The 23,662-nt window shown below is 44.2% G+C and carries 16 protein-coding genes; 14 read left to right on the top strand and 2 right to left on the bottom strand.

From position 1 onward, the window contains the following. Positions 1-88 precede the first annotated feature (88 nt). The 14 genes from VV1_RS12605 to rmf all read left to right on the top strand — a co-directional run bounded on the left by VV1_RS12605 (position 89) and on the right by rmf (position 21,206). Positions 89-562: a GAF domain-containing protein gene (locus tag VV1_RS12605; RefSeq protein WP_011080488.1), complete on the top strand. Its 474-nt coding sequence runs from the start codon at positions 89-91 to the stop codon at positions 560-562. A gap of 99 nt (positions 563-661) precedes the next feature. After that, the gene (gene proQ, locus VV1_RS12600; RefSeq protein ID WP_011080487.1) at positions 662-1,285 is read left to right on the top strand and encodes an RNA chaperone ProQ; all 624 of its coding nucleotides are present in this window, start codon (positions 662-664) and stop codon (positions 1,283-1,285) included. A gap of 17 nt (positions 1,286-1,302) precedes the next feature. Continuing rightward, a complete protein-coding gene (prc, locus tag VV1_RS12595) occupies positions 1,303-3,303 on the top strand; it encodes a carboxy terminal-processing peptidase (RefSeq protein ID WP_011080486.1) in 2,001 nt (666 codons plus the stop codon). Between the two features lie 202 nt (positions 3,304-3,505). Beyond that, positions 3,506-4,174 carry a hypothetical protein gene (locus tag VV1_RS12590; protein ID WP_011080485.1) on the top strand — a complete coding sequence of 223 codons (669 nt, stop codon included), beginning with the start codon at positions 3,506-3,508 and terminating at the stop codon, positions 4,172-4,174. Positions 4,175-4,453: 279 nt separating this feature from the next. Beyond that, a complete protein-coding gene (gene pepN / locus VV1_RS12585; protein ID WP_011080484.1) occupies positions 4,454-7,063 on the top strand; it encodes an aminopeptidase N in 2,610 nt (869 codons plus the stop codon). Positions 7,064-7,111: 48 nt separating this feature from the next. After that, positions 7,112-7,330 (top strand): DUF2835 domain-containing protein, encoded by a 219-nt coding sequence (locus VV1_RS23965; protein WP_011080483.1) that lies wholly within the window; start codon positions 7,112-7,114, stop codon positions 7,328-7,330. 207 nt (positions 7,331-7,537) lie between these two features. Then, on the top strand, positions 7,538-12,379 hold the full coding sequence (locus VV1_RS12580; protein WP_011080482.1) for an NAD-glutamate dehydrogenase: 4,842 nt from the start codon (positions 7,538-7,540) through the stop codon (positions 12,377-12,379). A gap of 297 nt (positions 12,380-12,676) precedes the next feature. Beyond that, a complete protein-coding gene (pyrD, locus tag VV1_RS12575) occupies positions 12,677-13,687 on the top strand; it encodes a quinone-dependent dihydroorotate dehydrogenase (RefSeq protein ID WP_011080481.1) in 1,011 nt (336 codons plus the stop codon). A gap of 155 nt (positions 13,688-13,842) precedes the next feature. Then, positions 13,843-14,385 carry a cell division protein ZapC gene (locus tag VV1_RS12570; protein WP_011080480.1) on the top strand — a complete coding sequence of 181 codons (543 nt, stop codon included), beginning with the start codon at positions 13,843-13,845 and terminating at the stop codon, positions 14,383-14,385. Positions 14,386-14,878: 493 nt separating this feature from the next. Then, complete coding sequence (gene rlmKL, locus VV1_RS12565; protein ID WP_011080479.1) at positions 14,879-17,002, top strand: bifunctional 23S rRNA (guanine(2069)-N(7))-methyltransferase RlmK/23S rRNA (guanine(2445)-N(2))-methyltransferase RlmL; 2,124 nt, start codon at positions 14,879-14,881, stop codon at positions 17,000-17,002. Positions 17,003-17,013: 11 nt separating this feature from the next. Beyond that, a complete protein-coding gene (locus VV1_RS12560; protein WP_072610610.1) occupies positions 17,014-17,256 on the top strand; it encodes a glutaredoxin family protein in 243 nt (80 codons plus the stop codon). Next, positions 17,234-19,153 carry an ABC transporter ATP-binding protein gene (locus tag VV1_RS12555; protein ID WP_011080477.1) on the top strand — a complete coding sequence of 640 codons (1,920 nt, stop codon included), beginning with the start codon at positions 17,234-17,236 and terminating at the stop codon, positions 19,151-19,153. Before VV1_RS12560 ends, VV1_RS12555 begins: the two co-directional genes overlap by 23 nt. A gap of 7 nt (positions 19,154-19,160) precedes the next feature. After that, positions 19,161-20,867 (top strand): DUF3466 family protein, encoded by a 1,707-nt coding sequence (locus VV1_RS12550; RefSeq protein WP_011080476.1) that lies wholly within the window; start codon positions 19,161-19,163, stop codon positions 20,865-20,867. Positions 20,868-21,032: 165 nt separating this feature from the next. Further along, positions 21,033-21,206 carry a ribosome modulation factor gene (rmf, locus tag VV1_RS12545; RefSeq protein ID WP_011080475.1) on the top strand — a complete coding sequence of 58 codons (174 nt, stop codon included), beginning with the start codon at positions 21,033-21,035 and terminating at the stop codon, positions 21,204-21,206. 143 nt (positions 21,207-21,349) lie between these two features. Here the strand turns inward: rmf and fabA are convergent, their stop codons facing one another. Together fabA and VV1_RS12535 are read right to left on the bottom strand one after the other, a co-directional pair. Continuing rightward, complete coding sequence (fabA, locus tag VV1_RS12540; RefSeq protein ID WP_011080474.1) at positions 21,350-21,868, bottom strand: bifunctional 3-hydroxydecanoyl-ACP dehydratase/trans-2-decenoyl-ACP isomerase; 519 nt, start codon at positions 21,866-21,868, stop codon at positions 21,350-21,352. 71 nt (positions 21,869-21,939) lie between these two features. Beyond that, the gene (locus VV1_RS12535; RefSeq protein ID WP_011080473.1) at positions 21,940-23,583 is read right to left on the bottom strand and encodes a S16 family serine protease; all 1,644 of its coding nucleotides are present in this window, start codon (positions 23,581-23,583) and stop codon (positions 21,940-21,942) included. Positions 23,584-23,662: the final 79 nt, after the last annotated feature.

The following is a 23,662-nucleotide window of genomic DNA, read 5'->3' as shown; positions in this document are numbered from 1 at the left end:
TCTAGCGGCTGTTGATTCTATTCCAAAGTAAATTCAGGAAATTATTAATGCACGCTTCAGCTGTGCAATAAACAATTGGAAGCTTTATATGACCATAGAACATTACCAAACACTCACCAAACAAGCAGTCGCACTTATTGAATCAGAGCGTGACTTAATCGCCAATCTTTCCAACATTAGTGCGTTGCTGAACATGGGAATGTCCGATCTCAACTGGGTTGGATTTTACTTATATAAAGAAGACGAGTTGGTTTTAGGGCCATTTCAGGGAAAAGTAGCGTGCGTGCGAATTCCTATGGGTAAGGGCGTATGCGGAACGGCAGCGCAAACTTATACTGTTCAACGAGTGCATGATGTGCACGAGTTTGAAGGACATATTGCCTGCGATGCGGCGAGCAACTCAGAAATTGTGATCCCATTCTCAATCAATGGGCAATTGGCTGGCGTTCTGGATATTGATAGCCCAAGTGTAGGTAGATTTAGTGAAATTGATGAACAAGGGTTAACATTTTTCATGGCAGAAGTAGAAAAGCTGCTTAATTCACACGCGAACAACGCATAAATTGGGTAACGAGAGTGGTTTTTCGCCCGCATCTCTCTATAATACGAGAATATTTTTATCTTAATGCTCGCGGGCAGGCCGCTCAAACCAGGACAACTCATGACTGAAAAGTTAAAAAACAGCAAAGAAGTTATTGCATATATTGCTGAATGTTTCCCCAAGTGCTTTACTTTAGAAGGTGAAGCGAAACCTCTTAAAATTGGTATTTTTCAAGATCTTGCTGAACGTCTAAGTGAAGATGAAAAAGTAAGCAAGACTCAGCTTCGAGCAGCGTTAAGACAATACACTTCTTCTTGGCGTTACCTACACGGCGTTAAACTAGGCGCAACTCGTGTTGACCTAGATGGTAACGAGTGTGGTGTACTAGAAGAAGAACACGTTGAACATGCGAAAGCAACGCTAGCGGAAAGCAAAGCTAAGGTACAAGCTCGCCGTAAAGAACAAGCTCAAAAAGCTCGTGACGAAGAGAAGTCAAAGCCAAAAACAAAGAAAGCACCTCAGCAACGTCGTGCTAACAAACCTCAGGCGCAAAAGCCTGCGAAACAACCTGTGGAAACACGTGCGCTAAACGCAGATGAATTGATCACTGGTAAAGCGGTTAACGTAAACATGGGTAAAGGAAACATGGCTGCGACTATCGTAGAAATTAATAAGGATGATGTGCGAGTTCAACTGTCTAACGGCCTTCAAATGGTTGTGAAAGCGGAGCACCTTCGCGCATAAAGGAGACACTCCTACGCATGAAATGCCGTTCAAAAGTGACTCTGATTGCTGCTAGCCTTTGGCTAGCAGCGTCAGCTCAGGCTCTAGAAGCCAAACTATCAGAAAAAGATCTCCCTTTACTTGCACCTGAAGTTCAACACGAAACTGCAAGCAAAAGGGTCACTTCCCGTTTTACTCGTTCTCATTACAAGCATTTTAATTTCAACGATGATTTCTCTCGTGCGATGTTTAATCGCTATATAGAAATGCTTGATTACAATAAGAATATCTTCACCCAAGCAGACATTGATTCATTTGAAAAGTGGTCAACAGAGTTGGATGACCAACTCAAAGAAGGCAACAATCAAATCGCGTTTGATGTTTACAATCTCTCAATGAAAAAGCGTTTTGAGCGATTCTCTTATGCTCTCAAACTGCTCGATCAAGAAATCACCTTTGATACGGATGATGAGATTGAACTCGATCGCACTGATGCGGCTTGGCCAAAGGATCAAACCGAGCTTAATGAACTGTGGCGTCAGCGAGTAAAATACGATGCGCTGAACCTCAAGTTGACTGGCAAAGATTGGCCAGAAATTAAAGAAATTCTAGAAAAACGTTATAACAACGCGATGAAGAGAATTACTCAAACGCGCAACGAAGACGTTTTTCAACTTTACATGAACGCGTTTGCACGCGAAGTGGATCCTCATACCAGTTATCTTTCACCAAGAAACGCTGAACAATTCCAGTCCGAGATGAACTTGTCACTGGAAGGCATTGGTGCTGTTTTACAGATGACGGATGATTACACTGTCATCCGTTCTTTGGTTGCTGGTGGCCCTGCGTCTAAAAGTAAACAGTTAGGCGAGGGGGACCGAATCATCGGTGTTGGCCAAGATAAGAAAGACATCGTCGATGTGATCGGCTGGCGTCTTGATGATGTTGTCCAGTTGATTAAAGGTCCTAAAGGAACCAAAGTTCACCTACAAGTTCTGCCAGAAGGTAAAGACTCTAAGAGTTACGTTGTCACCATTGTGCGTGACAAAATTCGCTTGGAAGACCGAGCGGTGAAGGCCGAGGTGATTGAAAAAGATGGCAAAAAAATCGGTGTTCTAGAAGTACCGAGTTTTTATGTGGGTCTTTCTGCCGACACCGATAAGCTGCTTACTGATCTCAAAGGTAAGGGTGTTGACGGGATCATCGTTGATTTGAGAAACAATGGTGGTGGGGCATTAACTGAAGCCACTGCGCTCACGGGTTTGTTTATTGAAAAGGGCCCTGTGGTTCAAGTTCGTGACAGTTATGGGCGAGTGAAAGTCAACGCTGATACGGATGGACAAATCAGTTATTCAGGCCCGATGACGGTGTTGGTGAATCGCTATAGTGCATCTGCTTCTGAAATTTTCGCCGCTGCACTACAAGACTATGGCCGCGCCATTATCCTTGGTGAAAACTCATTTGGTAAAGGAACCGTACAACAGCACCGCTCGCTGAATCATATCTATGATTTGTTTGACAAAGAAATCGGTTATGTTCAGTACACCATCCAAAAATTCTACCGAATTGATGGAGGCAGCACGCAAAATAAAGGTGTCGTGCCAGACATTCCTTTCCCTACCGCGATTGATCCTGAGGAAACAGGTGAGAGTGTTGAAGATAATGCTCTACCTTGGGACAGTATTGAGAAAGCGGATTATCAAGTGTTACAACGTAATGATTCTTTGATTGAACAATTGCGTGTAAAACATGATGAGCGGATCGCTAACGAGCTAGAGTTTAAGTTTATTGCGGAAGACATTGCTAAGTACAAAGCAGAGAAAGACGACAATACGCTTTCTTTGAATGAAAAAGTGCGTAAGCAAGAATCTGAACAGGCTGATAAGCAGCGCCTAGATCGCATCAATCAACGCCAAGCATTAGCGGGTAAAGAAGCGTTTAAGACTTTAGACGATGTACCCAAAGACTATGAAACGCCAGATGCATATCTTGATGAATCTGTTGCTATCATGGTAGACATGCTGAAAAAACCGTCCTAAAAACGGTGTGATGATAAAAAGCGAGCATTAAAGCTCGCTTTTTTCATTCATAACCCATAGCAAAGTGAAGGAAAGATGACGTATAGATGAAGTTATTTTTCTCTGAACAATAATGTGATTTAAGTCAAAAAAATTCGCCATATGATGACTCCATGCCTAAGCTTTAAGAAAACGGCATACAGCCCTAGTGTGGAGATGAACAATGAAATGGCTCTTAACTTTGCTCGCTGCGCTAACGCTATCTTCGGTTTACGCTCAAGATACGTCCACTAAATCCGCTGATTTAACCTACTTTGACACCCCTTTATTACTTGGCGATTGGTATTTGGTGAATCCGAATGTTGAAGAAAGTCGTGAAGACTTTAGGGCGATTAAGCTCACGTTAAACTCTAAGTATGAGTTCCAAATCGATATCCAAAAACGCGACTACAGCATTGACCATTGGGAAGGGATCTACACCGCAAATGAAGACACCATCATATTAGGACTCAATACGGATGAGCCTCAAGTCTATCAGTATGAAAGTAATCACAATATGCTCAATCTCAACGGCGTGACGTTTACCAAAGGTTTACCCAATGCACTGGCTGGTATTTGGTCGAGTGCGCAATTATCTGGAGAAGGGATGATCGCGAATCAGATAAACAAAATGGACTTAATTTTACAGCCTGATTTTGTCTTCATGTTTAGGGTGACATCTGAGGATGGTGATGAGTCGGTCAAGAAAGGGGTTTACTACACCGAAGGAAATCATTTGGTGTTGTTATACGAAAATGGTGAGCATGATACAACTTATGTCTTAGACACAGATCAGTTAACGTTACAGGAAGAGAGTGGGGAAATGCTCGCAGTACTTAACCGAGTACGTTAACCCAAGTGGCCTAATAGAGGCTGTCTAAATGGCAGTAAAAGAGACATATTGATGGATTTTTCATCGGAAAAGAGAGGATTTTCAACGAGTCTTCTCTTTTTTTGCGTCAAGCCTTGTTTTATTCGTTTCCAAACCGCATCTAACAGAGGTAATTTATCTGTGCCCGAAATAACAGACACACAGATGCACAAGTGGATAGTTGCGGTTAGCGTAAACCTTTAAAGCAATTATGAAATAACGACGGGCACATTCTGATTCACTGTACAAGGATTTATAGATATGTCTCAAACCCCACAGGCTAAATATCGTAAAGATTACAAGGCGCCTTCGCATACGATAACCGACATCGATTTAACCTTTGATCTTTACGATCACAACACCGTCGTCACGGCGGTTTCTCAAGTTAAGCAACAGGGTGAGAGTGATGTCCTTGAGTTAGACGGTGAAGCTCTAAAACTGATTTCTGTTGCTGTGAATGGTGAAGCATGGTCGGCGTTTGAGGTTAAAGAGAGTTCCTTGCTTCTCTCGAATCTTCCAGCAGAGTTTGAGCTTGTCATCGTGACCGAAATCGATCCAGAAGCCAACACCGCGTTGGAAGGCCTGTATAAATCGGGTGGTGCTTTCTGTACACAATGTGAAGCTGAAGGTTTTAGACGCATCACATATTACTTAGACCGCCCTGATGTCTTAGCGCGTTACCAGACAAAAGTGATTGCCGACAAAGCACAATATCCTTATTTGCTGAGCAATGGTAACCGCATCGCAGAAGGAGAACTGGAAGGTGGCCGTCATTGGGTTCAATGGCAAGATCCGCATCCAAAACCTGCATACTTGTTTGCTCTTGTTGCAGGCGACTTTGATGTGCTTCGTGATAAGTTTGTCACCAAGTCTGGTCGTAGCGTAGATCTTGAAATCTTTGTCGACAAAGGAAACTTAGATCGTGCGCCACATGCGATGACTTCTCTGATCAATTCGATGAAATGGGATGAAGAACGTTTCGATCTCGAGTATGACCTAGATATCTACATGATCGTCGCCGTTGATTTCTTCAACATGGGTGCGATGGAAAACAAAGGTCTCAATATCTTTAACTCAAAGTTTGTTTTAGCCAACTCTCAAACCGCGACTGACGCAGATTACCTCGGCATTGAGCGCGTGATTGGTCATGAGTATTTCCACAACTGGACAGGAAACCGCGTGACTTGTCGCGATTGGTTCCAATTGAGCTTGAAGGAAGGTCTAACCGTTTTCCGCGATCAAGAATTCTCTTCTGATCTTGGCTCTAGAGCAGTGAATCGCATTCAGAACGTGCGTACCATTCGTGGGCCGCAGTTTGCGGAGGATGCTAGCCCAATGTCTCATCCAATTCGCCCTGATAAAGTGATTGAAATGAATAACTTCTACACGCTAACAGTGTATGAAAAAGGCAGTGAAGTTATTCGCATGTATCATACTTTACTAGGTGAAGAAGGTTTCCAAAAAGGGATGAAGCTCTACTTTGAGCGTCACGACGGTACTGCTGCGACTTGTGAAGATTTTGTCTCTGCCATGGAAGATGCAACGGGTGTTGATTTAACACAGTTCCGCTTGTGGTACAGCCAGTCGGGTACACCAACGCTTCGTGTGAGTAGCCAATATGATGCCGAGAAACAAACTTACGCGTTAACGGTTGAGCAGTCGACCGAGCCAACACACGAGCAAGCGGAAAAGCAACCATTGCATATTCCATTCGATATCGAGCTTTACGCAGCAAATGGTGATGTGATCCCAATGATCATTGCTGGTGAGCCTGTTGGAAACGTGCTGGATGTGAAAGCCGACAAACAAACCTTCGTGTTTGAGAATGTGGCAGAAAAGCCAGTGCCTTCTTTGTTACGTGAATTCTCAGCACCGGTTAAGCTTGAGTACGATTATTCAGACCGTGAGCTGATGTTCCTTATGGTGAATGCTCGTAACGAATTTTCTCGTTGGGATGCCAGCCAAATGTTACTGGCAAAATACATTCGTCAAAATGTTGAGCGAGTTCAGGCGGGTAAAGAAGTAGAACTGCCTGAGGCGGTTGTTGATGCCTTCCGTGGTGTGCTTCTTAATGCAGAATTAGATTCCGCGTTTATCGCTGAAGTCATGTCATTACCAAACCACAATGAAGTGTCTGGTTGGTACAAGCAAGTGGACGTTGATGCGATTGCTCAGGTCCTCAAACAGTTAAAAGTCATTCTTGCGACACAGCTATGTGATGAGTTGAGTGCACTTTATCATAGCTTGAAGCAAGCTGAGTATACCATCGAGCATGCGGCGATTGGTCAGCGTGCGTTACGTAATATCTGTCTAGCGTATCTGGCATATACTCAAGAGGGTAATGATTTGGTATTGAAGCAATACCAAGAGTCGAACAACATGACCGATACAGTTGCAGCGATGGCATCCGCCAACCAAGCGCAATTGCCTTGCCGTGAAGCACTGATGCAAGATTACAGTGATAAGTGGAAGCATGATGGTCTCGTTATGGATAAGTGGTTTATCCTACAAGGCTGCAACCCTGCTGCCAATGCACTGGACGTTGTTAAAGAGACGATGAAGCATGAAGCATTTAGTCTTAAAAACCCCAATCGTACACGCAGCTTGATTGGTTCTTTCCTTGGTATGAACCCAGTGAACTTCCATGATAAATCTGGCGCGGGTTATCGTTTTGCTGGCGAAATCCTACGCGAGTTGAACAGGACCAATCCTCAAGTGGCATCGCGCTTAGTGGATCCTTTGCTCAAGTTAGGTAAGTACGATAGTGATCGCCAGGCGTTAATTCGCCAAGAGCTCAAAGCCCTTCAAGGTTTAGAGGATTTGGCAAAAGATCTATTTGAAAAAGTGTCAAAAGCACTAGAAAGCGAATAACCGTGATCGTGAGATAGCTGGCACAATGCCAGCTATCTTGTTCAAACTATGAATTACTATTACTTCACACTCAATATTAGCTATCAGGCATTTTTAGCTCACTATTCTGGTGCGGCGAGTGCTGTTCAAGTGGTGACAGAGCAAGGACTGAGGATTCAATTACCAGCGGTTAAATTTCGGCCGTTTCTCAGCCAGTTAGGCTTAAAAGGGCGCTTTAGACTAACAACTGACCAGAATCATCGATTTATTAAGTTAGAATCACTATAAGAACCTAGTTTAACAGTGAGTTAAACACGAATCTTAATCACATTATCAAACATTTCACCTCTATTCTTCGTTAATTTTATTAACTAAATTTCAATATTGCTTTTACAATAAGCGCATGCATTACCTATGCTTAGTTATTGAGTCTCCTAGCTAGATTTATTGCTAAGTGTCCCCTACAAAAAAACTATTCTAATGTGGAGTGTGAATATGACCGCGCGTGAAAATGTAGTGCCGGTTCTGCTTGAAAAAGTTTACCAACTGATTCAGGAAAAACTCGAGCTATCCCACCAGCCTTTCGTTACTAAATTAGCTCAACACCTGTTTAGTAACATGTCTATGGACGACCTAATCCAACGCAACGAGTCTGACCTTTACGGTGCGATTATTAGTCTTTGGCATCATATTCAAGAGAAGAAACCAGACGACGTCTCGGTTCGAGTATTTAACCCGACAGTCAGCCGCCACGGTTGGCAATCAACCCATACCATCGTAGAAGTGGTGGTACCTGATAGTCCGTTCTTGGTTGATTCCATCAAAATGGCGTTAAGCCGACTGGATCTTAACTGTCACTTAATGCTCAACAACCCGACGCAAATCACTCGCAATGAAAAAGGCGAAGTGATTGATGTCAATGGACTGGGTGGGATCTTACAGTCACTGTTCCACATCGAAGTTGACCGACTAAGCAAAAAAGATGAGATGCACAAGTTGAAGCAAGAGCTGCTTGATGTGCTCAACGATACTCGCTTGGTGGTGAACGATTGGTTGCTCATGGTAGAGCGACTAGAGCAAGTGACAGCACAACTGGAAGCGCAAAAATCAGCGGTTTCCATGGATGGTGAACGTTTCGATGAAAGCATTGCATTTCTACGTTGGTTAGGGGACCACAACTTTACGTTCATGGGATACAAAGAGTACGACTTGGTGAGTGTGGATGGCGAAACTGAGCTCGTACCAACAAAAGAAAAAGGCTTGGGCCTTTTTGCGGAAGAATCTCGAGTTCGCAGTGTGAAGTTATCACAACTTTCAGATTCAGCTCGCCTCGAAGCCAAGAAGCCAAGCGCACTGATTATCACTAAAGGCAACAAAGCGTCTCGTATTCACAGACCTGCATACAACGACTACATCGGCATTAAAAAGTTTGATGCCAAAGGAAAAGTGGTTGGTGAGCATCGTTTCACGGGCCTGTATACCTCGTCGGTGTATAACCAAACCGTTTCTTCCATTCCACTTATCCGCGAAAAAGTGGATCGCATTCTCGATGCTAGCGGATACCGCGATGGTTCCTATGCGTTTAAAGCACTACACAACATTCTAGAAAATTACCCTCGAGATGAGTTGATTCAAGCAAAAGAAGAAGAGTTACTTGAAGTCGGCATGGGCGTGGTGCAAATGCATGATCGCGATCTTCTGCGTCTGTTTGTACGCAAAGACCCGTTTGGCCGATTCTTTAGTGCGATGGTGTATGTAACAAGAGATCGTTACAACACAGAATTGCGTCGTCAAACTCAACGCATTTTGAAACAGTACTTTGGCAGTGAGCAAGAAGTTGAGTTTACAACGTACTTCTCCGAAGGGCCGTTAGCACGTACCCATTATATTGTGCGTGTAGACAACAATAACATCGACGTAGACGTGAAAAACATCGAGCAAAATCTAATGGAAGTCTCTTCAACTTGGGATGATCGCCTTAAAGATTCTATCATTGCCAACTTTGGCGAAAGTAAAGGACTGCCACTTTCAAAAGAATACATGAAGGCATTTCCACGCTCGTACAAAGAAGCGATGATGCCGGGCAGTGCGGTTGATGATATTGATCGTTTAGAGGCACTTAGTGATGACAACAAACTGGGTATGCTTTTCTACCGCCCTCAAGAGTTGTCCGCAGACTCTAAAGCCGTACGCTTAAAACTGTTCCATCGTGACGAACCCATTCACCTTTCTGACGTCATGCCGATGCTCGAAAACTTGGGTCTGCGTGTGATTGGGGAGTCGCCATACGAGATCCACAAGACCAATGGTCAAACATTCTGGATCCTCGATTTCTCGATGTTGCACAAGAGCGACAAGGTAGTGGACTTAAGTGAAGCGAGAGATCGTTTCCAACAAGCGTTTGCTGCGATTTGGGAAGGGGAATTAGAAAGTGACGGTTTCAACCGTCTGCTATTGGGGGCTTCGCTGACTGGCCGAGAAATTTCAATTTTACGTGCCTATGCTCGTTATATGCGCCAAGTGGGTTTCCCATTCAGTCAACAATACATCGAAGACACCCTGAGTCACTATCCAGAGTTGGCCAAAGGGTTGGTTGATCTCTTTGTCAAACGTTTTGATCCTAAACACAAAGGAAGCGAAAAAGGTCAACATGAGCTGATCAACAAGATCACCGAACAGCTAGAGTCGGTGGATAGCTTGGATGACGATCGTATCATTCGTCGTTACATGGAAATGATCGTTGCAACCGTGCGGACAAACTATTTCCAACTTGATGATCAAAAACAACCGAAACCTTGGTTATCATTGAAGCTAAAACCTCGTGATATTCCAGAGATTCCTCAACCCGTGCCAGCCTTTGAAATCTTCGTCTATGCTCCCGACATTGAAGGTGTTCATTTGCGTGGCGGAAAAGTGGCTCGTGGTGGTTTGCGTTGGTCAGATCGCCAAGAAGACTTCCGTACAGAAGTGCTTGGCTTGGTGAAAGCGCAACAGGTTAAAAATACCGTTATCGTGCCTGTTGGAGCTAAAGGTGGCTTTGTTTGTAAACGTCAACATACCATGACCAACCGTGATGAGATTTTTGCAGAAGGCCAGCGTTGTTATAAACGTTTCATTCGTGCGCTATTAGATGTCTCTGACAACATCATTGAAGGGGAAGTGATTCCACCGAAGAGCGTTGTAAGACATGATGAGGATGACCCGTATTTGGTCGTTGCAGCGGATAAAGGCACCGCAACCTTCTCCGATTTAGCGAACTCTGTGTCTGCTGAATACAACTTCTGGTTAGGTGATGCATTTGCGTCTGGTGGTTCTAACGGCTATGACCACAAAGCAATGGGTATCACTGCAAAAGGTGGTTGGGAGTCCGTGAAGCGTCATTTCCGTGAAATGGGTATTGACTGTCAAACAACAGACTTCACGGCGATTGGTGTTGGTGATATGGCAGGTGACGTATTTGGTAACGGTATGCTGTTGTCAAAGCACATTCGTCTACAAGCGGCCTTTAACCATCTTCATATCTTTATTGATCCAAACCCGGATTCGGCTTCTAGTTGGGAAGAGCGTGATCGTTTGTTCCAGCTTCCTCGCTCGAGCTGGGAAGATTATAATCCTAAGCTGATTTCAAAAGGCGGCGGCGTCTTCTCACGTAAGGCGAAGTCGATTACCTTAACACCAGAGATCCAAAAAATGTTGGGTACAAAGAAAACTTCTTTGGCGCCAAACGAATTGATCAAAATGATCTTGAAAATGGACGTAGATCTGCTTTGGAATGGTGGTATTGGTACGTATGTGAAAGCATCGAGTGAGACACATACCGATGTAGGCGATCGAGCGAACGATGTGTTACGTATCGACGGTCGTGATCTCAACGCCAAAGTAGTTGGTGAGGGCGGTAACTTAGGTATGACGCAAAAAGGTCGTATCGAGTACGCTCTAAAAGGCGGACGTGTTAATACCGACTTTGTTGATAACGTGGGCGGTGTGGATTGCTCGGATAACGAAGTCAACATTAAGATCTTCTTGAATGGTTTGGTCTCCAATGGCGACATGACCGTGAAACAGCGCAATAAGATCTTGGAATCGATGCAAGATGAAGTCGGAGATATCGTTCTAGATGATGCTTACCGCCAATCTGAATCCATCTCTGTGACCGAGCAGCAAGGTGTTAGTGTCGTTAAAGAGCAAATTCGCTTTATTCATACTATGGAAAAAGCAGGCTATCTGGATCGCGTTCTAGAAAACATCCCTGATGACGAAACGTTACTAGAGCGTGAGAAGCTGGGCCAAGGCCTAACTCGTCCTGAACTGGCAGTGTTGGTTGCTTATGGCAAGATGGTACTTAAAGAGCAACTGGCCAATGACGAGATTGCGAATGATGAGTTCCATGGGCAGCAATTGATCCAATACTTCCCAAGTGAATTGAGAAACAAATTCGCGAATCAGATGTCTTCACATCCACTGCGTGCGGAAATCATTGCTACATCACTTGCGAACCAAATGGTTAACGAAATGGGGTGTAACTTCGTCACTCGTCTCCAACAAGAGACTGGCGCATCGGTGGTGGATATCGCCAATGCGTACAGTGCTTCACGCGAGATTTACGGCTTGGGTGAGATTTTGGCTCAAACACGTGAACTGGACAATATCGCTAGCGCAGATGCTCAATACGAAATCATGTTCCATGTGCGTCGAATGCTTCGTCGTGTTGCACGCTGGCTACTGCGAAATCGCAGTGGTAAGAACACGGTGAGCGAGCTGATTGCTAAGTACCAAGCTGACGTTGATGTGATCACGCATTCTCTTGACAACATGCTGGTTGTCTCTGAAGTGGAAGAGCATGATGAGTTGGCAGAAAGCTGGATTTGTCGTGGGGTAGAAGCGAAGCTAGCAAGCCGCGTTTCTCGTCTAACCAGTCTCCAATCAGCGTTAGACATTTCTTCCGTTGCTCGTGAAACCAATAAAACGGTTGAGGAAGCAGCGAAGTTGTACTTCAACTTAGGCGATCGTTTATCACTACATTGGTTCTTGAAGCAAATTAATGGTCAGGCAGTCGATAACAACTGGCAAGCCTTGGCTCGCGCAGCTTTCCGCGAAGATCTCGATTGGCAACAACGCTTGCTGACTGCTCAAGTGCTCAACTGCATGCAGGCAGAGAGCAAGGGAGATGTTATGGAAGCGCTGGAAACATGGATGGAGCGCAATGAAACCTCACTACATCGTTGGGAAAGCATCCTCAACGAGTTCAAAGTGGGTAGTGTGCATGAGTTTGCCAAGTTCTCGGTCGCGTTGAGAGAACTGGTTCTTCTCAACTTAAATTGCAGCTCAAATAGTTAAAGTTTTGAGTCTCTGACATAAAAAAGCCCCTTGAATGGGGCTTTTCTTATATCGGAGTGCAAAAAACAATCAACAATAAGTTGCGTTGTCACTTTTTGAGTGTTGGCAATCGTTACAATCACTCGTGCCTTTCGCTAACTTTCAACAAATAAAAACTTTAACCCTATGTTTTAAATCAATTTAATTCTACTAATGCATTTGGAATGCAATATCTTTGACGTTTTTGTTTGAAAAGTTGTTCTTTTAAGTAAATAATACCAACCCGTTTACACGGGGCTTTTTTCTTTCGGAGGCACAATGCTTTACCGTCTTGCCAGAGCTGGCTTTTTTCAATTGGATGCAGAAAAGGCACACGATCTCGCTATCCAAAACTTCAAACGCTTTACCGGCACACCAATTGATCTTTTCTATCGTCAACAACTCCCAAATCGACCAGTAGAATGCATGGGACTCACTTTCCGAAACCCAGTTGGTCTTGCGGCTGGTCTGGATAAAAATGGTGAGTGTATAGAAGCATTTGACGCAATGGGATTCGGCTTTGTTGAAGTTGGTACCGTTACACCTAGAGCACAATCAGGAAATGATAAACCACGTTTGTTCCGCTTAGTAGGGGCGGAAGGGATCATTAACCGTATGGGTTTCAATAACCTAGGTGTTGACAATCTCATTGAAAACGTCAAGAAGGCCAAATACAGCTGTGTATTAGGCATCAATATTGGTAAAAACAAAGACACACCAATCGAGAAGGGCGCGGAAGATTATCTCATCTGTATGGAAAAGGTATATGAGTATGCGGGATATATTGCCGTGAATATTTCTTCTCCAAACACGCCTGGGCTAAGAACACTTCAATATGGCGAAGCGCTTGATGAATTACTGGTTGAGTTAAAACGTAAGCAAGCTGAGCTTGAAGAGAAGCATGGAAAATATGTACCTCTGGCATTAAAGATCGCACCGGATCTTACCGACGATGAGATTAGCCAGATTTGCCAATCGTTGATCAACAACAAGATCGATGGTGTGATCGCAACCAATACCACGCTTGATCGTACGATGGTTGAAGGCATGAAACATGCGCAAGAGGCTGGGGGCCTTAGTGGTCGTCCACTGCAGTCTCGTTCTACTGAGGTCGTGCGATTACTTCGTAAAGAGTTACAAGGTAACATACCAATTATTGGCGTCGGTGGTGTTGATTCTTATGTTGCTGCAAAAGAAAAAATGTTGGCAGGGGCGGATCTTGTACAAGTTTACTCTGGCTTCATCTATCACGGCCCTGGCTTAGTACGCGATATTGTTAAAAATCTATAGAATGATTCGCTAACATACTGACATAGCAGCTTTTCTAACAGAAAAAAGAGGACTTGGTTTCCTCTTTTTTTTTATTCATTCGTTTGTAGAATCAAAACAGTTGGAGGGTAATTAAGCGTTTACCTCTGTGAATCAGTCAGTGTGAGAATAGAACGATGCTTAAACCAAGTGATAAATGGAGCTGGTATTTTGATAAGCCGTCAGGCCGTCTAATGCTTGACTTAGGCGATAGATATCTATTTCAAACCAATCTTAGTGATAAATTGCTGGTGGACTGCGCTTTCTCCTATAACGACTTCACAGTTGATGACGCGAGTGCCTTTCAGACTTTCAAAGAATGTCTGTCGTCGCTTGATTTGAGTGAATATCGCAGAGATGAGCTAACGCTCTACTGCGTTGCTGCTAAGCGCTTTCATAAGCCAGTCCAACCCAAGAGTTGGTTTTTCCATTCTACAGGTTCGGATTACCAACCCAGTGAAGGGGAGCTTGTACAGCTGCAAAATGGCTTGAATCAAGGGCTGTTTATCGTATTGGAAGCAGGGGACAATGCAAGCTTAGTCAGCTGTGTAGAGCTTGAAGGCTTTATGCTAAGCGGTTCAAAGAGCTTAAGTTATGGTGAAGCCATCAAAGTCATGCACGATCGCATGTCTACTGCTGCAAGAATGAATACGCTAATGCCTATGGCGTTAGTCGGATAACCTTTCCTAATTTTCGTTCCTATAAATTTTTCATCGGCCTTTTGGCCGATTTTTTTTGCCTTCTCCTACCTCTGTTCATTGTGTTAATTCGTCTAAATACTGCGACTATGAGAGCTTGTAGTGCAATCAGGTAGACATTTTTTACACATTTTTAGCACGTAAAATGTCCACTTTTGCCGGCGAAATGTCATCGATAGAGTAAAAAATTCCCTCTTTTAAGTGGTTTTGTAATTAAATTACCAACATAAATTTCATTTGGTATAGTCCAATTTATATGTGAATAAGTATTCACTATCGTAATTTGAACCGAATTTTCGTTTAAGATTGCGTACGTTTCGTTCGTCACCGCTGAATTGGTGTTATTAATTCACGACGATAAAACGACCAATTAACACACTGGCTCATAGGGAGATGAGAAAAGTCCTTGAAATGCGAGGCATGGAGTAGATTTGTCAGGTATAATCAACGCCATTTTTAATAGCTAAAGAACACTATGAACCAATATCTTGCGGTTACCTCAAATGGTCTTGAGAACCTTCTTGCTGAAGAACTAACAAAACTTGGAATTGCAGACGCTAAGCCAGTACAGGCTGGAGTAAGATTTAAAGCCTCTAATGAACAGGTTTATCGTTGCTGTCTATGGAGTAGGTTGGCATCGCGTTTTGTTCGCGTGTTGTCCGAGTTTACCTGTCAAAGTGATATGGACTTGTATTTGGCAACGTCCTCTATCAATTGGGTAAATCAATTCCACAGCACTAAGAAGTTTGTGGTTGATTTCAACGGCACGAACCGTGAGATTCGTAACAGCCAGTACGGTGCGATGAAAGTGAAAGATGGCATCGTAGATTGTTTCGAAAAGAAAAACCTACCACGTCCAAATATCAGTAAAGAGCGTCCGGATGTACGTATCCATGTTCGTCTCCACAAAGACAAAGCGATTCTTGGTGTTGATATGGTCGGGAATGGCTTGCACCAACGTGGCTATCGTCCTGCATCTGGTAAAGCACCACTCCGTGAAACCTTGGCTGCTGCCATCATCCTTCGCTCAGGCTGGACAGAGGAACAACCGCTTTTGGATCCAATGTGTGGTTCAGGTACGTTGTTGATAGAGGCGGCCATGATGGCAGCAAACATGGCGCCTGGCGTAAAACGCGAAAAGTGGGTCTTTGAATCACTTGAAGATTTCGAGCCAGAAGTGTGGGCAGAAATAAAATCAGAAGCAAATGTCATTGCTCGAAGAGGTGTCAAAAAAGTTGGCGCAAGATTCTATGGCTTTGATAATGATGAAAAAGTGCTGAAAATTGCCCAAGATAACGCTCGCAGAGCAGGGGTTGCGGATCTTATCGAGTTTAAGTTAGGTGACGCCGCTACAGTGTCACGTCCTCAAGAATTTGAGAATGGTGTAATTGTTTGTAACCCACCTTATGGTGAGCGACTTGGCACAGAGCCAGGATTGATTGCACTATACACAGCGTTTGGTGGCCAGTTAAAAGCCCAGTTTGGTGGGTGTACGGCATCTATTTTCTCCAGTTCAGATGAGCTGTTGAGCTGTCTTCGCATGCGTGCGGAAAAACAGTTTAAATTGAATAACGGTGCGTTACCTTGTCACCAAAAAAACTATACGATCGCACAAAGAAGTGCAGAGCAGATTGAAGGTGCGGATGGCCCGCTTTCTATCGCACCAGACTTTGCTAATCGCCTAAAGAAAAATATCGGTAAGATTGGCAAATGGGCTCAAAAAGAACAGCTCGATTGTTACCGCATCTATGATGCCGACCTGCCAGAATACAACGTGGCGATAGACGTCTATCAAGATCACTTGGTGATTCAAGAATACGCCGCGCCGAAAAACATTCCAGAAGAGAAGGCAAAGCGTCGCCTGACGGATATCATTCGTGCTGCGATTCAGGTAACTGGCGTAGAAGCCAACAAAGTTGTGCTGAAGGTTCGTGAGAAACAAAAAGGCCGTAACCAATATCAAAAATTGGGTCAAGTTTCTGAGCGAATGGAAGTCAACGAGTATGGTGCAAAGCTGATCGTCAATTTGTACGATTATCTGGATACGGGGTTGTTCCTGGATCATAAGATCACGCGCCGTCGTTTGGGCGAAATGGCAAAAGGAGCCGATTTCCTTAACCTGTTTGCTTATACAGGGAGTGCCACGGTACACGCTGCTCTTGGTGGTGCCAGCTCGACAACAACGGTTGACATGTCGAACACCTACCTTGAGTGGGCAAAAGACAACATGTCTGCAAATGGTTGTGTCGGACGTCAACATAAGTTTGAGCAGGCAGATTGTTTACAGTGGTTAGAGAAAGCGCAGGGGCAGTACGATTTAATCTTTATCGATCCGCCTACGTTTTCAAACTCAAAGCGCATGGAAGACTCGTTTGACGTTCAGCGCGACCATATCAAACTGATGAAAAACTTAAAGCGTTTGCTAAGAGAAAACGGCACGATTGTTTTCTCTAATAACAAGCGTCATTTCAAAATGGATATGGAGGAAATGGAAGAGTTGGGTTTAGACGCGAAGAACATTTCTTCTCAGACGCTGCCACTCGATTTCTCAAGAAACAAACATATTCATAACTGTTGGGTCGTCACCCACAAAAAATAGGAACAAGGAACGTGATCACCCTATACAGTACCGAAGGATGCCATCTGTGTGAGATGGCCTACGAGTTGGTGGAAAAAGCAGGCATTGCTGAACAAGTTCAAGTGATTGATATCGCGTTTGATGATGCGTTATTTTCTCGTTACGGGGTCACGATTCCTGTCTTAAATTCTCAAGGGTCAGAGCTTGGCTGGCCCTTTGATCTAGAAAAATTAAAACAATGGTTGGACGATAATGGCATTACTTACCATTCATAATGGTCAACTCGCCTTTGGCGATAATCCTCTACTTGATAAAGCTGATTTTGTACTTCAAGAGCATGAGCGAGTTTGTTTGGTAGGACGCAATGGGGCGGGTAAATCGACCTTAATGAAAGTTCTAGCGGGCGAGGTGATTCTTGATGATGGTAAGCTACAGATCACTCAAGATGTTGTAGTCTCGCGCTTAGAACAAGATCCACCACGAAATGAACCAGGAACGGTTTACGATTATGTCGCAAGTGGGCTAGCTGAAATTGGCGAACAATTAAAGATCTATCATGATCTTCTCGATCTTGTTGCTCAAGAGCCAACGGAAAAGAACATTAACCGTTTAGCGAGAGTGCAAGAACAGCTTGATCACGCCAACGCGTGGCGATTTGAAGACCGAGTTAAGCATGTGTTGGCGGCATTAAAGCTGGATGCTGAAACGAAGCTCACCGATCTGTCGGGTGGTTGGCAACGCAAAGCTGCGCTGGCGAAAGCGCTAGTATGCGATCCAGATGTCTTGCTGTTAGACGAACCAACTAACCACCTTGATGTTACGACCATTGAATGGCTAGAAACGTTCCTCAAAGATTTCCGTGGCTCCATCATTTTTATTTCCCACGACCGAGCCTTCATCAAAGCGATGGCAACGCGTATCGTTGACCTTGACCGCGGTAAACTCGCTTCTTTTCCTGGTGATTACGACAACTACCTTGTTGAGAAAGAAGAAATGCTTCGTGTTGAGGAGATGCAAAACGCAGAGTTTGATAAAAAGCTCGCTCAGGAAGAAGTGTGGATTCGTCAAGGTATCAAAGCACGCCGCACACGTAATGAAGGTCGCGTTCGTGCACTTAAAAAGCTGCGAGAGGAACGCCAGAATCGAGTTGATGTACAAGGCAAAGCCAAAATCCAAATCGACGACGCCGCACGCTCTGGCAAGATCGTCTTTGAAGCAGAAAAACTGCAGTTTTCATTCGATGGAAAGAAAATTGTTGATGATTTCAGTTTTAATATCATGCGTGGCGATCGAATTGCGCTTATTGGTCCTAACGGCTGTGGCAAGAGCACAGTCCTTAAGTTACTGCTGGATCAGCTAAAACCGGAATCTGGCCGTTTGCATTGTGGTACTAAGCTGGAAGTTGCGTATTTTGACCAATATCGAGAAATTTTGGACCCTGAAAAGACGGTCATTGATAACCTAGCGGATGGTAAACAAGAGGTCACTGTGGGTGGGCGAGAACGCCATGCATTGAGCTATCTTCAGGATTTCCTTTTCTCACCGAAGCGTGCTCGTACACCCGTCAAAGCACTTTCAGGTGGTGAAAAAAACCGTCTGCTTCTAGCTCGTATCTTCCTAAAACCGAACAATTTATTGATTCTCGACGAACCAACTAACGATTTAGATATCGAAACATTGGAACTTTTAGAAGAATTGCTTGCCAATTATCAAGGTACTCTGCTGCTGGTCAGCCACGACCGACAGTTTGTGGATAATACCGTCACGACAAGCTGGATCTTTGAAGGTGAAGGGAAAATCGAAGAGTTTGTCGGTGGTTATCATGATGCTCAACAGCAGCGCAAACAAGCGATCGAAGCTCGTGAAGTGATGGAAAAATCAGCGCCTAAAGCAAAAGTCGTTGAGGAAACTCCCAAAACTGCGCCAGCTAAGAATACCTCTAAGAAGTTATCATATAAGCTCCAACGAGAACTTGAAGCACTACCTGCCAAGTTAGAACAGTTGGAAGTGGATATTGACGCGCTTCAAGAGCAAGTAAACTCCGCAGAGTTTTTTGCTCAACCCGTAGAGACAACGCAACCAGTGCTAGAGCAACTTGCCGCACTGGAGCAGGAATTAGAAATTGCTTTCGAGAGATGGGAAGAGCTCGAAGCTATGCAACAGGACAGTTAATAAATAGATGAATTGCAGTATTAGATTCAAATTAACCACAGTCGCGCTACTCGTTGGTAGCGCCATGAATGCCAACGCCGCTTTGTATAAGGTCGTTGAAGTTGATCCTGCACTCAATGGAAGCTCATCAACCTATAACGATGCTTATGGTGTTGCAATTCAACAAGGTGATGTCGCTTTCGAAACCGGTTGTTTCGCAAATGGTGCTAATTGTACAGACGATAAGTTCAAACTCGCACTTGAGACTCGTGTCAGTGTCGATGGGGTGAGCTATCGAGAAGAGCTTCCGTTTGCGATGGATGCGACGTTTGGCTATATCCAGGAGTTTGATGACTTTGAGCGTTATTGCTACAACGAGCTGCGTTATTCGACGTGTGAAACGTGGGCATCGATTCACTGGGCTCCTTGGTACAAAGAACTAAGCAAAGACTATACTTCAAACGCACTGGCTTTTGTGGAAGGTAATCAAAGCGCCTACACCAATAAATTCAACAATGTCATTAACAGTTTAACGGAAAGCGGCTCACCCGTTGGGAATCAAAGCATTGTCAATGGTGAGGGGGTGTTACAGACCCGCAATAAAGTCGTGGCGCCAGTGATGCCTGTGTATGAAAAGGTCAGCGACACAGACACGGAAACTGATTTCTATCAATCACGAGCTTGGAAGACGGATGGTACTTACACTGTTGGCAGCGTGTCCTCTAAAACAGGTAATGAAAACGGCACACACTATACGAGTAAAGCGGCCATTTGGGACGATGCTGGCGTAGTGAAACAGTTGGATTGGCCTCAAGGCGTAGATAGAGATGGCGAACGTTTGGCGCAAGGAAGTATGCGTGATGTGGTTGTCGATACAACAAACAATAAAGTTTACGGCGTTGGTTACAACACTTACGCAGATGACAACTATATTAATGCCAGCGTGTTTGTTGGTACGTTTGACGCTAGCGGTGCATTAAAAGACTCTACTTGGCAAAGCAAACAAGTTAGTGGCGCGCAGATGAAGATCAGCGGTGATATCATTCACAGTAATTCTGTTGTCACTAACGTAAACAGTAATTTTGTCGCAATAGGCGAAGCAAAGCGCGCTGGTGGTAAACCGTCTGAAGGTTCAGCAGCCAATCGACTATTCTTGTTAAAAGATGTTAGAGCCGAAAGTGTTTCGGCGACATTTCTACCTGAGTTAGGGGGGATCTTCTTCTCTGGTGCAGGCGGTAAAATGGGTGGCATCAACAAATACAATGAAATTGTTGGTCAGTTAGATGCAGAAGATACCCGAGAGATCGATGGCAAGCCGCGTCGTAAACGTGGATTCATTCTGCCTTATGAGGCTAATGGTTCTGTTGAAAGTAGAAGATCGATATTTGATAACAAAGCGTGGTATTTGGATGACCTTACCAATGGTTCCAACGCGCCTGTTGAAAACAACCAATATCGTATTATCGACGCAACGGATATCAATGATGCTGGTGTAATTTCCGCGACAGCAATCAAGTGTGACGGTGGCTACGATACAACCGCACACAACTCATATTGTGGTGAAGGTTCCAAAGAGGAAACAGTGGTTGCCGTTAAGCTAATTCCTATTGCAGATGCGGATGCAAGTAATATTAATGCGCGTCCAGTTGAAAAAGCTTCAGCAGAGCGTAGCGGTGCAGGACTTGGTTGGTTGTCTTTGACATTACTGGTTTTATTTGGTTTCCGCAGAAAATAGGCTATTTTTTAAACTAGGCACAGCTTCACAATTTTGAAGTTGTGCCTTTTTTATCGCTTGAGAAATCCCTTCATTTGATCGATTCTTAATTGTGGAGTCACAAAAACTCCATCAAAGTTTCACAGTAGTACGTTAGTTCTAATGGACCTGTATGAGGTAGAAATTATGAAGAGACAAAAGCGTGATCGCCTAGAACGAGCACAATCCCAAGGCTACAAGGCAGGCTTAAACGGTAGATCTCAGGAAGAATGTCCTTATCAACAGATGGACGCTCGTTCGTATTGGTTAGGTGGTTGGCGTGATGCCAGAAGTGACAAACTTTCTGGTCTCTATAAATGATGTCCACATACAACACAGAAGGATTTTAAAGAAGGGCCCACGATGTGGGTCTTTTCTATTATTGGGCGGAATAAAAAATGAAAGGCGCAATAAAAAACGGCCCAAAGAGCCGTTTCATCAAAATCACTGGAAAGTGGAACAACTTAGAATGCTGAGGTGTCTTGGAAAAGACCCACTTTTAGATCCTTAGCGACGTAAATCTCTTTACCGTCGACAAGAACTCGGCCATCCGCTAGACCCATAACAAGCTTACGATTGACAACTCGTTTCATGTGGATCTCGTAGGTCACCTTTTTCGCTGTAGGGAGGATTTGACCAGTAAATTTAACCTCACCAACGCCCAAAGCGCGGCCTTTGCCTTTGCCGCCAACCCAACCAAGGAAGAAACCAACTAACTGCCACATCGCATCCAAGCCAAGACAACCAGGCATCACTGGGTCGCCAGGGAAATGGCAGTCAAAGAACCATAGATCCGGTTTGATATCTAGCTCTGCCAAGATGAGGCCTTTACCAAAGTCGCCTTCAGTTTCTGACATTTTGGTTACTCGGTCCATCATTAACATGTTTGGTGCTGGTAGCTGAGGGTAACCAGGGCCAAACAGTTCACCTTGACTAGAGGCTAAAAGATCTTCGCGGGTATATGATTCACGTTTATTCTGCATTGTTTGTAAACTCCAATTTTAGACACAGGCATGTTAGTGAACAGGTGTACGCTAAACAACTCCGATCAGTACTAGACAAACCAGTTTTTAATCCATTGAACAAAGCCTTGCGGATGATCATGCTTCGCAAAGTTATCGATTCTTTCCGCAATTTTGTTGAGCACGCTATCTTCGTCTTCGCCACAAAACGGCTTATTCATAATGATAGGGATCACGTCTTCAACATCGGATACCGCCCAAATATGAAACTCACCGAGCTTAATACTTTCGACCACTTCTTTATGAAGTGCCAGATGTTTTAAGTTCGTTTCTGGCAAAATAACCCCTTGTTCGCCAGTGAAACCTTGATGTTTACAAACCTGATAGAAGCCTTCAATTTTTTCATTTAGGCCTCCTACGGCTTGTACACGGCCAAATTGGTCCACTGCACCCGTTACTGCGATTTGCTGATTGATGGGGTACTCAGATAGGGCGCTGACTAGGCAGCAAAGTTCAGCAAGTGACGCACTATCTCCATCGACTTCACTGTAAGATTGCTCAAATACGATAGAAGCAGAATAAGGCAGTGGCGCATCTAGCTGAAGCGCACTGCTGACAAATGCTTGCATGATCATCATACCCTTTGCATGAAGATTTCCGCCGAGCTCGGCTTTACGTTCAACGTCAGAAATATCACCGTCACCAAAATGGATAACACAAGAAATTCGCGCTGGCTCACCATAAGAAACCGGGTGACCTGCGACATCAATAACGGTTAGGCCGTTAATCTGACCGATTTGTTCGCCGGTGGTTTCAATGATCACTTGGCCATCTAGGATATCGTCGATAGCGCGTTGGGGGAGATAAGACTCTCGGAAATATTTTTTCTCAATGGCCGCATCCATGTGCTCGCCGTTGATCTGATAACCTTGCGATTCAATGGCGGCCAGAGATAACCATTGATGAAGCCAAATTGGTGAGAGAGGCAGATAATGTTGGTCCTCTGTTTCACGAACACCGGCAATCAACAAACGTTGTAGGGCGTCCTTATCAAAACTGGGCAGATGGTAACGATCACATATCCATTTAATGTATCCAACATAGGCATCTAAATTCTCTTCACCTAAGTGAAAATCTTCTTCGAGTTCAGTGAATAAAGTCATTGGAGAGAAGAGATCAGGATCAAGATACTCAAGATCTGCTAATTGCCCACGATCACCAGTAATAACCAATTTTATGTCGTAGCAAGTCGGTTCCAGGTGTGATGATTGCCACTCGGGTTTTAATGGAGAAATGAGTAGGGATTCGCCAAGCACTGCCGCCTTAATCGCTGGCCAAGAGCCCGGATTTGCAAGCAGCAAATTCGCAGAGACAGTGACAATGCCACCACGAGCTTTAGAGAACAGTCCTGTAATGATTTCGACGTCACCATTAGCATTAAGCTTATAGCGGTCAAAGAGATGAGAAGGAGAGAGCGTCTCTGTTTTTAGGACCACTAGTTCAGGATCAATAGAGTTCAATCCTTCTTCAACCAAACCACGATAGATAGGGTTATCACAACAATTAATTACCAAGAAACGAGCCATTCCAGAAAGAAGGGTAAAGTGACGGAATGTTGCTAATGCACGCTCTTGTAGCTCAAAATAATGGGTTAACTCAATAGAGTGAAGATTAGCAAAAGACGATTCAAATTGATCGAATTGTGGCGTAACGGCTTGCCAGTTAATTTGGTTCATTGACTTTCTTCATAAACTTTAATTGCAGCGGAGTATATCAGAACCAACAAAATCTGCAGTTAAATCCGGCTAAATAGAG

It is taken from the genome of Vibrio vulnificus CMCP6 (genome assembly GCF_000039765.1).
Taxonomy (GTDB): domain Bacteria; phylum Pseudomonadota; class Gammaproteobacteria; order Enterobacterales; family Vibrionaceae; genus Vibrio; species Vibrio vulnificus_B.
This window is presented reverse-complemented; position numbering and strand designations above follow the sequence as displayed.